Source organism: Streptomyces sp. MP131-18 (assembly GCF_001984575.1).
Classification (GTDB): domain Bacteria; phylum Actinomycetota; class Actinomycetes; order Streptomycetales; family Streptomycetaceae; genus Streptomyces; species Streptomyces johnsoniae.
Window position 1 is genome coordinate 5,480,145 of the sequence record NZ_LZNS01000001.1, and the last position, 13,440, is coordinate 5,493,584.

General features: G+C 73.7%; 14 protein-coding genes. 5 read left to right on the forward strand and 9 right to left on the reverse strand.

The features are described from left to right. Positions 1–18 precede the first annotated feature (18 nt). The 4 genes from STBA_RS24760 to STBA_RS24775 form a co-directional block, all read right to left on the reverse strand. Entirely contained in the window at positions 19–1,113 is a 1,095-nt protein-coding gene (locus STBA_RS24760) for a glutamate ABC transporter substrate-binding protein (RefSeq protein ID WP_079252146.1), read from the reverse strand. Between the two features lie 20 nt (positions 1,114–1,133). Beyond that, the gene (locus STBA_RS24765) at positions 1,134–2,510 is read right to left on the reverse strand and encodes a hypothetical protein (protein ID WP_077061348.1); all 1,377 of its coding nucleotides are present in this window, start codon (positions 2,508–2,510) and stop codon (positions 1,134–1,136) included. Between the two features lie 190 nt (positions 2,511–2,700). Next, positions 2,701–3,321, reverse strand: a complete 621-nt coding sequence (locus tag STBA_RS24770; protein ID WP_077061349.1) for a GNAT family N-acetyltransferase — start codon at positions 3,319–3,321, stop codon at positions 2,701–2,703. A 247-nt stretch (positions 3,322–3,568) separates the two neighbouring features. Next, a complete protein-coding gene (locus tag STBA_RS24775; RefSeq protein ID WP_077061350.1) occupies positions 3,569–4,483 on the reverse strand; it encodes a mechanosensitive ion channel family protein in 915 nt (304 codons plus the stop codon). Positions 4,484–4,683: 200 nt separating this feature from the next. Here STBA_RS24775 and STBA_RS24780 point away from each other — a divergent pair, with 200 nt between their 5' ends. The 4 genes from STBA_RS24780 to STBA_RS24795 all read left to right on the forward strand — a co-directional run bounded on the left by STBA_RS24780 (position 4,684) and on the right by STBA_RS24795 (position 7,964). After that, positions 4,684–5,220, forward strand: a complete 537-nt coding sequence (locus STBA_RS24780) for an HNH endonuclease (protein WP_077061351.1) — start codon at positions 4,684–4,686, stop codon at positions 5,218–5,220. A 214-nt stretch (positions 5,221–5,434) separates the two neighbouring features. Continuing rightward, positions 5,435–5,668, forward strand: a complete 234-nt coding sequence (locus tag STBA_RS24785) for a hypothetical protein (RefSeq protein ID WP_079252147.1) — start codon at positions 5,435–5,437, stop codon at positions 5,666–5,668. Continuing rightward, on the forward strand, positions 5,668–7,695 hold the full coding sequence (gene malQ / locus STBA_RS24790; protein ID WP_077061352.1) for a 4-alpha-glucanotransferase: 2,028 nt from the start codon (positions 5,668–5,670) through the stop codon (positions 7,693–7,695). The genes STBA_RS24785 and malQ overlap by 1 nt, the downstream gene beginning before the upstream one ends. Positions 7,696–7,730: 35 nt before the next feature. Continuing rightward, positions 7,731–7,964, forward strand: a complete 234-nt coding sequence (locus STBA_RS24795) for a hypothetical protein (RefSeq protein ID WP_171987779.1) — start codon at positions 7,731–7,733, stop codon at positions 7,962–7,964. Between the two features lie 41 nt (positions 7,965–8,005). Here STBA_RS24795 and STBA_RS24800 read toward each other — a convergent pair whose 3' ends face one another. Both STBA_RS24800 and STBA_RS24805 read right to left on the reverse strand, forming a co-directional pair. Further along, positions 8,006–8,467, reverse strand: coding sequence for a hypothetical protein (locus tag STBA_RS24800; protein WP_366510927.1), 462 nt, complete (start codon positions 8,465–8,467; stop codon positions 8,006–8,008). Positions 8,468–8,472: 5 nt separating this feature from the next. After that, positions 8,473–10,842 carry a nitrate reductase gene (locus STBA_RS24805; protein ID WP_077061354.1) on the reverse strand — a complete coding sequence of 790 codons (2,370 nt, stop codon included), beginning with the start codon at positions 10,840–10,842 and terminating at the stop codon, positions 8,473–8,475. Between the two features lie 269 nt (positions 10,843–11,111). On the opposite strand from STBA_RS24805, the gene STBA_RS24810 reads away from it, so the two are divergent. Then, a complete protein-coding gene (locus STBA_RS24810; protein WP_253194969.1) occupies positions 11,112–11,927 on the forward strand; it encodes an SAM-dependent methyltransferase in 816 nt (271 codons plus the stop codon). A gap of 74 nt (positions 11,928–12,001) precedes the next feature. Here the strand turns inward: STBA_RS24810 and STBA_RS24815 are convergent, their stop codons facing one another. From STBA_RS24815 to STBA_RS39010, 3 genes are all read right to left on the reverse strand, one after another. Then, positions 12,002–12,430: a helix-turn-helix domain-containing protein gene (locus tag STBA_RS24815; RefSeq protein ID WP_077061356.1), complete on the reverse strand. Its 429-nt coding sequence runs from the start codon at positions 12,428–12,430 to the stop codon at positions 12,002–12,004. 89 nt (positions 12,431–12,519) lie between these two features. Continuing rightward, positions 12,520–13,260, reverse strand: coding sequence for a hypothetical protein (locus STBA_RS24820; RefSeq protein ID WP_253194971.1), 741 nt, complete (start codon positions 13,258–13,260; stop codon positions 12,520–12,522). Next, the coding region (locus STBA_RS39010) for a hypothetical protein (protein WP_253194973.1) at positions 13,257–13,440 on the reverse strand (184 nt) is incomplete at its 5' end. The genes STBA_RS39010 and STBA_RS24820, both read right to left, overlap by 4 nt.

Genomic DNA, 13,440 nt, shown 5'->3' on the forward strand with positions numbered 1-13,440 from the left:
TCGGGGCCCGGTCACGGATCAGTCCCGGTACTGCGGTTGCGGCGGGGCGGGCGGCGGCTCCCCCTGCGGGTACAGGTAGCCCTGGAGCCAGCGGTCGGCCGCCTGTGCCCAGCGGCTCTGCGAGCCGCCGTCGCGGTAATCCTCCAGTACGGCGTTGACCCAGCGCACCAGGTCGACGTCGTTCAGATTCATCGCCACGCCGTAGGACTCCACGGTCAGCGGCTCGCCGATCAGCCGCATCGACGGGTCCTGCGCGATATGCCCGGCCGCCAGCGCGCTGTCGGTCATCAGGGCGTCGGCCAGGCCGAGTTGCACATGAACGAGACAGTCCAGGTGGTTGGGCTCCGCGACCAGCTCCGCGCCGTGGCTCTCGTGTTCGAGCCAGGTCTCGGCCGTGGAACCGGCCGCGCTGCACACCGTCTTGCCCGCCAGGGACGCGTCGTAGCCGTCGATCGGCGAGTTGCGCGGCACGAGGAGCTGCTGGCCGGTCTCGAAGTAGGCGGTGGAGAACGCGACTTCTTCCCAGCGGTCGCACGTGATGGACATGGCGCGCACCACCATGTCCACCTCCTGGTCCCTGATCGCCCGGGTCCGCTGGTCGGTGGGGATCGCCAGGTACTTGACCGGGTTCTGCGCATCCTCGCCGAGCACGCCTTCCTCGACCAGATCGTCGGCGATGGCCTGCACGAGGTCCAGGTCGAAGCCGACGATCTCGCCGGTCTCCGGCGAACGGTAGCCCCACAGGTAGCTGTTCTGGTCGACGCCGACGATCAGCTGGCCGCGGTCCCTGATGCGCTCCACCGCGTCGCCCGCCAGCCGCTCGGCGCTGTAACTCTCCGCCGGGTCACGGCCGTCCGCGCACGGCTCCGGCTCGGCCGCGGGCGCGATGCCGTCCTCCGCGGGCTCCGCGACCGCGTGCCCCGGCGCCTTGTGCACCCCGTCGCCCCGCGGCCCGCCGGACACCGAGCCGGCCAGCACGGCTCCGGCCAGCGTGAGGCCGGCCGCGGCGAGCAGCAGCGCCCGCCGGTCCGTGGCCCGCCGGGCACGGGCGGACGCCGGTCCCCTCCGCGCCGTGCGTGCCGCGCGTTCCGTACGTTCCGCCCGATCCGGCATCGTCCGCTCCCTCCGCGTCCTCACCGGTACTCCGACAATCGGCGGCCGATGCCGAGCACCGCGCCGAGCGCACCGAGCAGCGCGAGCAGCACGGCCCCGGCGGGCAGGCCGCCGAACGCGCCGTGGCCGTCGTCGGCCGCAGCCGTGAACTCGGCCTGCTCATGCTCCACGGCCTCGCGCAGCGAGGCGTCGACCCGGTCGAAGCTCTGTCCCGTGGAGTCCTCGGAGCCGATGACGAGGTCCACGGCCTCCTCGTACTCACCGGCCTGCTCGCTCGCCCTGGCCGCCTCGTGCCGCTCCGCCCACTCGGCCGAGGCCCCGGCCGCCGCCTCGACGGGCGAGCGGCCCTCGATGTCCTCCGCGAGGCCGTGCGCCTCGTCGAGCGCGCCGCCCTCCCCGTCGGCCAGCCGGCCCATGTGCTCGGCGTAGCTGTCCTCGAACTCGCTGCCGGCGCCCCGCATCACCAGCGTCATGCTCTCGTCGCCGCGCGCCTGGAGCGCCTCGACCCACGCCTCGTTCAGCACGCCGAGCGACTGCGCCGCGTCGCGGTCGGCCTCGTGCAGCGCGCCCCGGGCCAGCGTGTGTGCCCCGGCCAGCCAGGCCAGCAGAACGACGGCGGCGGCCGTGGCCGCGAGCAGTCCGCGGTTGAACACCCGGTTGGTGCGCAGGAAGTGCCGGCGCTGGGCCCAGCCGAGCACGGCGAGCGCGACCGCCCCCGCGGCCAGCGCCAGCCACGGCCAGTCGCGGGCGTTCGCCAGGTCGCTCCTGAACCGTTCGGTCTCCAGCGCGTACAGGTCCTCCGCGGCGCGCAGCAGCGTCTCGTGCATCTGCTGGTCGGCGTGACGCAGGTAGGCGCCGCCGAGCGGGTGGCCCTGCCGGTTGTTGGTGCGGGCGGTCTCCACCAGGCCGGTGTACTCGGGCAGGTGGAGCCCGAGGATGCGGATGTACTCCGCGGCCTCGGCGGACTGCGAGCTGCGGGCGGCGGCCGAGGCGAGGAGCCCGGCCGCGTGGTCGATCTGCCGCTCGTAGCGCTCGCGCACCTCGGCGTCCTCGTCCGCTCCGGCCAGAAAGCCGACGGCCGCCGTGGTGTTGGCGTCGGCCAGCGAACGGTAGATCTCGGACGCGTCCTCGCTCAGCCGCTGGCTGCTGTCCCGCACCGTGCTCGCGGCGTCCGCCCGGTCGGTGATCTCATAGAACGTCAGCGCCCCGAACAGCAGCAGCAGTCCCGCGACGACGGCGCCGATCGTGCGCAGCCTGCCGGGCTCGGTGCGGGCCGCGGCGCGCAGCCGGGTGACCGCTTCCGCGAACGCGGTGCGGCGCGGGGGCTCGGCCGAGGGCGGCGCCGGCACCGCCGGCTGCGGCGGGGCAACGGGCGGTGCGCTCGGCGGGTGAGTCACGTTCCGGGCCCTCCCCCTCACGTTTCGGCACGGGCCACGGCCAGCAGTATGCCGGTTACGTCCGGCTGCGACACAGCCCTTGCCGGGATCTTGTTGTATTCGCGATGTACTTCGCGAGGCACGGAGCCACCGGCCCGCCGCGCGGGCACCTCCCCGTTATCACGCGGGGGGGCGTCCGCGCGGTTCCCGGTCAGAGCCGCTGGGCGAAGTGGAGGACGTCGCCGTCGCCCCGCCGTGGCAGCAGGGTGAGCCCGATGCGCTCGTAGAACAGGCGGGCGCCGGTGTTGGCCGGGCTCATGCCCAGGTGGACACCGGGCACCCCGCGGGCCCGCAGCGCGTCGAAGAGGGTGGTGATCAGGCGGCGCCCCAGACCCTGCCGCTGCCCTTCGGGCAGCAGGTCGATGTGCAGGTGGGCCGGATACTCGGCGGCTATCTCGGGGTCGAGCATCGTCTCGGCGTGGTGCAGCAGATACCGCACGACCTCCTCCGGGCCCTCCGGCTGTCCCGCCGGCTCGGGAAACCGGTCGGCGACCCGCGGCAGCCAGCGGCTGCGGAAGGCCGCGAAGAACGCGGTGCTGTCGGCGGCGCCCACCACGTACCCGATGGCCCGTTCCCCGTTGTCCGCGACGAACGCGAGCTCCGGCTCCAGCTCCGCGTACGGCTCGGCGAAGACCGCGGGCAGCACCTGCGGATCGCGGTAGTGCGGGGTGGCGTCCTTGCCGTACAGGCCGGTTCTGACGCAGATGTCCCGCAGGGCGTCGAGGTCGTCCGGCCGGTAGGGGCGGATGGTAACGGATGAAGTCGCGGTCATGGCCGTCATTCTCACGCATGCCCCCGCGCCGGCGCCCGTGAAATTCCCGCGGGGCGGGCGAAGTGGGCGGGAGCGGGCGGGGCGGGGCGCCGGCAGCGTGGTGCGGCCGGCCCGTCCGTCGAATCCGCCCCCGGTGCCCGCCGCGCCGCGGACCGCCGCGGCGCACCCGGGGCTGTTGCTCCTGGTCGTCGTCGGTCGGTCGTTGCCCGGCAGAGGGCTTGCCCCCGGCGGCGACGGCCAGGGCCGCTCAGCCCTCGGCGGGTCCCGGCAGGGCGACCCCGGCGCCGCTCCCGTGCGGCCCGGCACCGTTCCCGCCCGCGGCACCCGCGCCGCCCGCGATGCCCGCGGCGTCGAGGGCGCGTTTGAGCCGCCAGCGCAGCTCCCGTGCCACCCGCGCCGCCTGCCCCGGCTGCGTCCTGGCCGACACCTTCAGCACCATCTCCTCGGCCGAGACCGACTCGACGCCCAGGACCTCCACGCCGTTCTCCCACAGCAGCTCGTCCCACGGCGTCTCGCCGGACAGCTCCTCGCCGGCGGCGTGCACGACCTCGCGCACCCGCTCCAGGTCGGCGTCCGCGGGCACCGAAAGGTCGACCTCCGCCGTGGCCCAGCCCTGGCTGAGGTTGCCGACCCGGGCGATCTCCCCGTTGCGCACGTACCAGGTGGCGCCGCCCTCGCCGCGCAGCGTCGTCACGCGCAGCCCGATCTCCAGAACCGTGCCCGTCGCCTCGCCGACGTCGATGGTGTCGCCGACGCCGTACTGGTCCTCCAGCAGCATGAAAAGACCGGCGAGCACGTCGGCGACGACGCTGCGCGCGCCGAAGCCGATCGCCACCCCGGCGATCCCCGCGCTTGCCATCAGCGGGCCCAGCTGTATGCCCAGCTCGGAGAGCACCATCAGCGCCGCCGTGCCGAGCACCAGCACCGAGGCGGTGCTGCGCAGCACCGAGCCGATGGTCTCCGAACGCTGCCTGCGCCGTTCGGGCCCGGCCAGCAGCCCGCCGAGCGAGGGCGTGCGCCGCCCGACCCTGTCCTCCCGGTTCAGCCGCGCTATCAGCCGGGTGATGGCCCGGCGGACGACGAAGCGCACGACCAGCGCGATGCCCACGATCAGCACGATGCGCAGCCCGGAGGCGAGCCAGGCTTCCCAGTTCTGTCCCATTCCGCTTCCGCTCTCTTCCGTAACCGTCCACGGTAGTCGGCGCGGGGGGCGGGGAAGGAGGGGCGGAGGAGGGCCCTGTGGCGAACGACACAATCAGTACATTTCGCGATCGTGGTGGCGCAGGCGGCCGTACGCACGACACACTGAGGGAGATCGTCCCGGCGCGAGCCACGTGCCGCCGACGGAAACGGAGGGCGTTCGTGCCACACGTCTTGGTCCTCAACGCGTCGTACGAGCCGCTGGGTGTCGTACCGGTACGCCGCGCACTGATCCTGCTGCTCAACGACAAGGCGGTGAGCCTGGAGGACTCCGGCGCGCTGATGCGGAGCTCCACGCACGCCATACCCGCCCCGAGCGTCGTGCGGCTCAAGCGCTTCGTCCGGGTCCCCTACCGCACCGCGGTCCCGCTCACCCGCCGCGCCCTGTTCGCCCGCGACGGCGGCCGGTGCGCCTACTGCGGCGGGGTCGCCACCAGCGTGGACCACGTCGTGCCGCGCAGCAGGGGCGGCCAGCACGCCTGGGAGAACGTGGTGGCGGCCTGCCGCAGCTGCAACCACATCAAGGCCGACCGGCACGTCGCCGAGCTGGGCTGGCGGCTCCGACATACGCCCGGCCCGCCCTCCGGGCTGGCCTGGCGCATCATCGGCACCGGTCACCGCGACCCGCGCTGGCTGCCGTACCTGCGCCCCTACGGAGCCGACGACGCCCTTGCGCGGATCGAGGGCAGATCGGCCTGAGCACGGTTCTGAGCACGTTCTGGAGCACGATCCCGGCGCGACCCTGAGCGCGGCGCGTTCCCCGCAATATCTGGGACCCGCACCGGCTCCCGCGGAAAATTTTTCGCCACAGGCGGCGTGAAGTGCGTCGCTTTCCCGTCGCGTGGACGGATGCGGTGGCGTTCACTGGGTAGAGCAGTACCGAGTCCACCGCCGTCAGTGAACGGAGTGACCCGTGGCCCCAGCAGCCCGGATCGAAGAAAAAATCGACGATATCGTCGACGACAGGCTGGATATTTCCGCGCTCATCCCCACGCCCGCCCCGACCTCCGCCCGCGAGGTCCCCCTGACCAGCGAGCCGCCCCTGGGCGACCTGACGCCGCTCACCGCCGAGCAGCCGCTGGCCGTCGAGCCGCCCCTGACCGCCGAGCCCAACGGGCACGGTGGTGCGGAGGCCGTCGAAGCCTGATGGAGCGGCTGTCGCGCCTCGCCGCGGCGCACGGCGTCGCGACCTCCTACGCGCCGTCCGCCGACCGCCGCGTCGACGTCCCCGAGGACACCGTCGTCGCCGTACTCGCCGCACTCGGCGTGGACGCCGAGCACCCGGCGCCGCCCGGGGAAGCCCCGCTGCTGCCGCCGACCGTCGTGCGCCGCCCCGGCGGCCCGCCGCCCGAGGTGCCCGCGGGCACCGAGCTGCGCGTGGACACCGAGGACGGCGAAACCCGCGCCTTCGGCGACGCGCCGATCCCCGCCGGCTACCACACGCTGCACGCCCGCGCCCCCGACGGCCGCACCGGCCGGGCCGCGCTGATCGTCGCCCCGCCGCGCCTGCCGGGGCCACCGGGCCGCACCTTCGGCCTCCTCGTCCAGCTGTACTCCGTGCTGTCCGCCCGCTCCTGGGGCATGGGCGACCTGGTCGACCTGGCCGACCTCGCCAGCTGGGCCGGGCACACGCTCGGCGCCGGGTTCATCCAGCTCAACCCGCTGCACGCGGCCGTGCCCGGCGCCGGGGACGCCCCCACCGACCCGTCCCCCTACCGGCCGGGCACCCGGCGCTTCGCCGACCCGGTGCACCTGCGGATCGAGGACATCCCCGAGTACGCCTACCTCGGCCCCGAGGCCCGCCGCAGGACCGACGAACTGCTGGCCCGCGCCGCCGGGCTGCGGTCCGCCGTGCTCTCCGAACGCCGACCCATCGACCGGGACGCCGTCTGGGCGCTGAAACGGGAGGCGCTCGACGTCCTCAGACAGGTGCCGCTCAGCCCCGGCAGGCACGCCGCCTACTGCGCGTTCCTCGCCCGCGAGGGGCAGGCCCTGGAGGACCACGCCACCTGGTGCGCGCTGGCCGAGCTGCACGGCCCTGACTGGCGGAGCTGGCCGGCCGGGCTGCGCGACCCGCGTTCGCCCGCCACCGCCCGGGCCCGCGGCGACCACCTGGAGCGCATCGACTTCCACAGCTGGCTGACCTGGCTCACCGACACCCAGCTCGCGCGCGCCCAGCGCGTCGCGCGCGCCGCCGGCATGCCCATCGGCCTCGTGCACGACCTTGCGCTCGGCGTCCACCCGCACGGCTCGGACGCCTGGGCCCAGCAGGACGTGCTGGCCACCGGCATCTCCGCGGGCGCGCCGCCCGACGCGTTCAACGAACGCGGCCAGGACTGGGGCCTGCCGCCCTGGCGGCCGGACGCGCTCGCCGAACGCGGCTACGCGCCCTACCGGGAGCTGCTCGACGGCCTGCTGCGGCACGCGGGGGCGCTGCGCGTGGACCACGTGATGGGGCAGTTCCGGCTGTGGTGGATTCCCGAGGGCATGCCGCCCGACCGCGGAACCTACGTCTCCTACGACGCCGAGGCCATGCTCGCCGTGCTCTCGCTCGCCGCCCACCGCGCGGGCGCGGTGCTGGTGGGCGAGGACCTGGGCACGGTCGAGCCCGGTGTGCGGGAGGACCTGGCGGAGCGCGGTATCGCCGGCACCTCCGTGCTGTGGTTCGAGCGGCACTGGGAACGCCGCGGGCAGCCGCCGCTCGCCCCCGCCGAGTGGCGCCGGGACTGCCTGGCCACGGTCACCACCCACGATCTGCCGTCCACCGCCGCGCGGTTCGACGGCGAACACGTGCTGCTGCGGCAGCGCCTCGGGCTGCTGCCGGCGGAGGACGTCGCGGACGCGCTGCGCGCCGCGCTGTCCGAGAGCGCCGAGTGGCTGGACATGTTCGCCCGGCTCGGGCTGCTGCCACGGGCCGCGGGGGACGAGGAACGGATCGCCGCCGCCTACCGCTACCTGGCCCGCACCCCGGCCAGGATGCTCGGCATCTGGCTGCCCGACCTGGTCGGCGACCGGCGTCCGCAGAACCTGCCGGGCACCTGGCAGGAGTACCCGAACTGGCGGCTGCCGGTCGCGGACGGCACCGGGCGGCCGGTCGCACTCGAGGAGCTGGCGGCCTCGGCGCGGGCCGCCCGGCTGGTGCGGGCCGTGCGGGAGGAGATGGCGGGGCCGTGAGCGGGCGGCGCGGTGGCATTCGTTACTGTGGGGGCGTGGTCAACGTGAAGAACAAGAAGCGTGGCGCCCGCGCCGCGGCGGTCTCGGCCGGCGCGCTGCTGCTGACGCTGATGGCATCCCCGGCCGCCCAGGCTCTCCAGCGCGACGACGGCGACGACCCGGGCAGCGGGCTGAGCGTCGCGGAGACGCTGGGCCTCTTCGTGGTGGCCCCCATCGCGCTGTTCGCGGTGATCGCCGGCCTCGTGGTCCTCGGCGACCGCAAGCGCTGACCTCCCGTTCGTCACGGCGCCGTTCCGTACCGCGCCGTTCCTCACCGTGCGATGAGGAGCTGCGGCGACAGCGTCTTCAGCATGGTGTCGGCCCAGCCCGCCTGCCGCCCGGCCCGGGACAGGCAGGCGCCGGACAGGTCGATGAGCCGCGCCTCGCGCGTGGCCCGCGCCGCCTGCCCGAGCATCTCCCAGTACAGCGCGTTCCCGGTGGCGGCGAGGTGGAGGCGGCGCAGGTCCGCGAGCAGCGGCGGCATGTCACCGGCCTCGTCCGTTCGCGCTCCCGTTTCTGCCCCCGTTCTCGTTCCCGCTCCCGTTTCCGCGAGGTCGGCGCCGTAGTGCGGCCCGGCCTCGGCCAGCAGTCCGGCGTGCCGGCGCGACCAGCCGGCGAGGTCGGTGGCCACGTGGTGGACCTCGTGTTCCGCCCGGTGCCGCGCGGCCGTGGCGAGCAGATCTGCCGCCAGTCCGGTCTCTCCTCGGTACAGAACGTTCAGCAGACCGGTCATTCCGTTCACCGTCGGGCTCCTTCCGTTCCGGTGCCGGGCTCGGCGCGTGCGACGCGCGCCGCCGCGGTCTTGAACAGTGGCTGTTTGGACACCGGGTCCCAGTCGGTGACCGTGGTCTCGTTCGCCGCCCGCCCCGGCTCGCCGTCCGGCGGCCGGTGCCCCTCCGGGGTGTCCCAGTAGCCGTAGTGGAACGGCAGGAAGACCGTCCCCCGCCGCATCTCCGCGATCCGCAGCGTGCCGCGGGCGCTGCCGCGCGGTGTGGTGACCTCCACGAGCTCGCCCTCCGCAAGGCCGTGCTCCGCGGCGTCCGCCGCCGACAGTTCGACCCACATCTTCGGTGCGGCGGCGTTCAGTTCGGGAACGCGGCCGGTCTTGGTGCGGGTGTGGAAGTGGTAGATGGTGCGGCCGGTGGTCAGCCGGAGCGGGAAGTCCGCCGACGGCTCCTCGTGCGGCGGCAGGTACTCGGCCGCCTTCAGCACGGCCCGCCCCCGCGGGTTCATGGCCCGGTAGGCGCTCGCGCCGACCGAGCCGCCGGTGACGAGGTCCCGGCCGTACGTCTCGCACACCTCCGGCGCCGCCCAGCTGATGCCCTGCGTGTAAAGGCGCTCCGTCCCGTCCGGCGCCCCGGCGCCGCACGGCCACGGAATGCCGCCTTCCGCGCGGAGGCGGTCGTAGTCGAGGCCCGTGTAGTCGCACGGGCGCCCGGCGCTGCACCGCTGCCACGCGGCGAACGCGGTCCGCGGGTCGTGCCAGGTGATCAGCGGGCCGCCGGTGCGGTCGCGGAAGTCCATGCGGCGCGCGTAGTCGAGGAAGATGTCCAGGTCGCTGCGCGCCTCGCCGGGCGGCTCGACGGCCTGTTCCGACAGGTGCACGGTGCGGTCCGCGTTGGTGAACGTGCCGGTCTTCTCGCCCCACGTCGCCGCGGGCAGGACCACGTCGGCCAGTTGGGCCGTTTCGGTCAGGAACAAGTCCTGTACGACCGTGAACAGCCGTTCCTGCGCAAGGATCGACCGGATGCGTGCGAGTTCGGGCAGGGAGACGGCCGGGTTGGTGCCGCTGATCCACAGCATGCGCAGCGAGCCCTGCTCCGCGTACCGGAAGATCTGCATGGCCGGGGTCGGCGGTGCCCAGTGCGGGATCGTCTCGGGGTCCACGTTCCACACGCGGGCCAGATCGGCGACGTGCTCCGGATTCTCCCAGTTGCGGAAGCCCGGCAGATCGCCGTTGGCGCCGCACTCGCGCGTGTTCTGCGCGGTGGGCTGCCCGTTCATCTGGAGCATCCCGGCGCCGGGGCGGCCGATCATGCCGAGCAGCAGGTTGAGGTTGTTGACCTGCACCGAGGCCGCCGTGGCCTGGTGCGACTGGTAGAAGCCCTGGAGCACCGTGGACAGCAGCCGACGCGCGCCGCCGAGCAGCCGGGCCGCCTCGGCGATGTCCGCGGCCGGAACGTCGCAGACGCCCGCCGCCCACGCGGGCGTGCAGTCGGCGACCGCGGTACGCAACTCCTCGAAGCCGACGGTGTGTTCATCGACCCAGCGGCGGTCGACGCGGCCGGTGCGGATGATCTCGTGCAGCAGCGCGTTCAGCAGGGCCAGGTTGGTGCCCGGCCGGGGCGCGAGGTGGACGTCGGCGCGCCGCGCGACCGGCGTGGTGCGCGGGTCCACGCACAGCAGCCGCGGCGGGTCGGCGCCTTCGAGCCGGTCGAGCATCCGCATCCACAGCACGGGCTGCGTCTCGGCCACGTTGTGCCCGAACAGGGCGATCGTGTCGGCGTGGTCCACGTCGGCGTAACTGCCCGGCTGGCCGTCGCAGCCGAACGTCTCCTTCAGCGCCTCCGCCGAGGTGGCCGTGCACAGCCGGGTGTTGCCGTCCAGGTGGTTGGTGCCGATGCCCGCCCGGGCGAGGACCGCGAGGGTGTAGGTCTCCTCCAGGAACAGCTGTCCCGTGGTGTAGAAGCCGATCGACGCCGGGCCGCGTTCGGCCAGCAACTCCGCGGACCGCTCGGCGACAAGACCCATCGCCGTGTCCCAGTCCGTCTCCACGAGCCGGCCCCCGCGGCGCACCAGCGGCCGGGTGAGCCGGTCGGGGGAGGCGTTGGCCTGCCACCCGTACAGGTCCTTGGGACCGAGCCGTCCCCGGTTCACCCGATCGAGGGGCCGTCCGCGCACCCCGACGATGCGGCCCTCGCGCACCGCGATGTCCATCGCGTCGCCGTTGGAGTGCAGCAGGGAAGCCGAGGGCACCCACCGCTCCACCGCGTCCTCGTCCACGCCGGGCGCCAGCCGGGTGTCCACCCGCACCGGCCATGCGGTGCCCGCCGCGTAGGGTGTGCGCGCACCCCACGGGTCAGCGATCCGATCCTCCTGCGCCGTCATACCGCAAACCTCCGCCGTCGGCTCCCGCGCCCGCCGCCGCCCGGCGGGCCGCGGGCCGGTTACCCGCCCGCGGTGCCATCGAAAACCGGCGGGCGCCTCCCGGGCCGCCGACGGGCGGGCGGCCCGGCGCGGACCACCCGAAGGGCGGCGGGGCCGCCCGCCGGGCCCGCGGGGCGCGGTGAAAACGCGGGGGAGTGCTGACGTACGGCACAACGGCGGCTAGCCTGCCCTGAGTTGATCTACGCGAGTGGAGGGTTTTGATGGGCGCGGTGAGTGGCGAAAGCCCGGTGGAGCCGGCGGATCTGCGGACGGACCAGCCGCATTCGGCCCGTATGTACGACTACCTGCTCGGCGGCAAGGATCATTACGCCATCGACGGCCAGGCCGCGGAGAAGGCACTCGCGTCGTTCCCGCTGCTGCGGACCGCCGCGCGGGAGAACCGCAAGTTTCTCGGGCGCGCGGTGCGGCACCTGGTCAGGGAGGCGGGGATACGGCAGTTCATCGACCTCGGCTCCGGGCTGCCGACCGCGGAGAACGTCCACCAGGTCGCCCAGGCCGAGGACCCGGACGCGCGGGTCGTGTACGTCGACAACGACCCGATCGTCCTCGTCTACGGCGGCGCGCTGCTGGCCAGGGACGCCCGCACCGCCGTGATCCAGGGCGACATCCGCGACCCGCGCGCGGTGCTCGACCACGCCGAGACGCGCCGGCTGATCGACTTCGACCAGCCGGTCGGCGTGCTGGCCGTCGCCGTGCTCCACTTCGTCGGCGACGACGAGGACCCGGCGGGCATCGTGCGCGTCCTGCGCGAAGCGGTGCCCGCGGGCAGCCACTTCATCCTGTCGCACGCCACCGCCGACATCGCCCCCGAAGCCGCGCTGGGCGTGCAGACCGCCTACCGCGCGCAGGGGGTTCCGCTGACGCTGCGCGGCAAGGAGGAGTTCGCCGCGTTCTTCGACGGCCTGGAACAGGTGGAGCCCGGCATCCAGGTCGTCTCCGACTGGCAGGCCACCACCCCGGAAGCCGACCGCCCCGACCACGCGGACGTCTCCTGGTACGGCGGCATCGGCCGCGTCCCGTCCTGAAGCCCCCGCCCCTCCCGGCGGCCCGCCCGCGTGCTCAGGCCGCCGGGGGAACGAGAACTTGTGGGGCTGTCATGTCAGGACAGTCCCAGCTCCTGGTCCATATCCATGAGTTCGTCAGCGGCGTCCTTGCGCTTCACGTCGTCCTCCCGCAGGTACTGACGCAGGTCGGCGAAGCGGATGCGGCGGTGCCGCCCCACGAGTTTGTAAGGGATCGCGCCGGACTCCAGAAGGCCGATCAGGTACGGGCGCGACACATTCAACATGTCGGCGGCCTGCTGGGTTGTCAGGACCGCATCGACCGGCATGATCTGGACGCCCTGCCCATTGGCGAGGGCTGCCAGCGTGGAGGCGAACAATTCCGCGACCGGCCGCGGCAGGACGAGTGCTTCCCCGGGCGCACCCGTTTCCAGGTGTGCCTGGATGTCCTCGTCGCTTTCGGCCGTGCGTGCCAGATAGTCGTTGATCCGGCGCAGCGCCCGCTGCGCCTCGTCGGCGTCGACCACGCCTGGTTCGAGCTTCTTGCTTGTGACAGTACCGTCTCCTGGTTCGGCGGCACCGGCCGCATCCCGGCCCGCCAGGCGCCCCTCGGCGGTCAGCCGGTGCGGGTTGGTTTGACCCACGAGAGGCCGGGCGCGGCGTCGAGGTGGACTGTGTGCGTCTCCGGGGTCACCCGGAGGCGGAAATCGGTGACGCCCGGAGACCCGTTTTCGCGCCACTGCCCGACGGCCCGCTCGATCGCGTCCCAGATCTTCAGCGGACCGCCCTGCCGGACCGTGTGCCCGTCATCCGGATCACCGGACACGGCTGCGAACGACTCGGATTCGGGATGCAAGAAGTAGTCACTCGCCGGCTCCCCGCCGAGGCTCACCCCGCTGAGGAGGGACAGTCCGTCCAAGGTGTTGTCGATAACGAATCGCGCGGTCCAGTCGCGGGCAACGCCTCCGCCGAGCCGGGTCCGGCGGGCGGCGCCGTCGTCCGCGGCGGGCAGGGTGAGGCGGGAGTCGGGCTCCTCCTGTCTCGCTCGCATGAACGACGCCTCCGAGACGAACGGCCCCTCGGCGGTGCCGTCGGACGATACCGTGAGTTTTGCCAGCCCCGAGGACCAGAGGCCACCGCGAAGCGTGGTGAGGATGATCCCTCCTGGCCTTGTCTGGTCCAGCCATTCGGGACGGACACGGCTGACGCCGCAGGTCACGATGATCCGATCGTAGGGCGCGCCCTCCGCGTGACCGTATCTTCCGTCTGCGGTAACGACGTTGACCTGATAGCCGCACCCCCACAGTGCATGCCGTGCGTCGGCGGCGATGGCACGGTCCGTCTCGACACTGGTCACATTCTCGGCGCCGACGCGATGTGCAAGAAGCGCGGCGTTGTAGCCGGAGCCCGCGTCAACTCCCGTTCCGAGGGCATCACCCGCAGGGGCAGGCAGGCCCGGGTGCGCGGCAGCCGCGCGATCACGAGGGCGACGGCCACGAGCATGATCACGAACCACCGGCGGCCGGTCACGGTCCCT

What these genes read in the sequence shown, in the direction of transcription:
- STBA_RS24760 (WP_079252146.1), bottom strand. Translation starts at nt 1,113, where the DNA reads ATGCCGGATCGGGCGGAACGTACGGAACGCGCGGCACGCACGGCGCGG.
- STBA_RS24770 (WP_077061349.1), bottom strand. Translation starts at nt 3,321, where the DNA reads ATGACCGCGACTTCATCCGTTACCATCCGCCCCTACCGGCCGGACGAC.
- STBA_RS24775 (WP_077061350.1), bottom strand. Translation starts at nt 4,483, where the DNA reads ATGGGACAGAACTGGGAAGCCTGGCTCGCCTCCGGGCTGCGCATCGTG.
- malQ (WP_077061352.1), top strand. Translation starts at nt 5,668, where the DNA reads ATGGAGCGGCTGTCGCGCCTCGCCGCGGCGCACGGCGTCGCGACCTCC.
- STBA_RS24800 (WP_366510927.1), bottom strand. Translation starts at nt 8,467, where the DNA reads ATGACCGGTCTGCTGAACGTTCTGTACCGAGGAGAGACCGGACTGGCG.
- STBA_RS24805 (WP_077061354.1), bottom strand. Translation starts at nt 10,842, where the DNA reads ATGACGGCGCAGGAGGATCGGATCGCTGACCCGTGGGGTGCGCGCACA.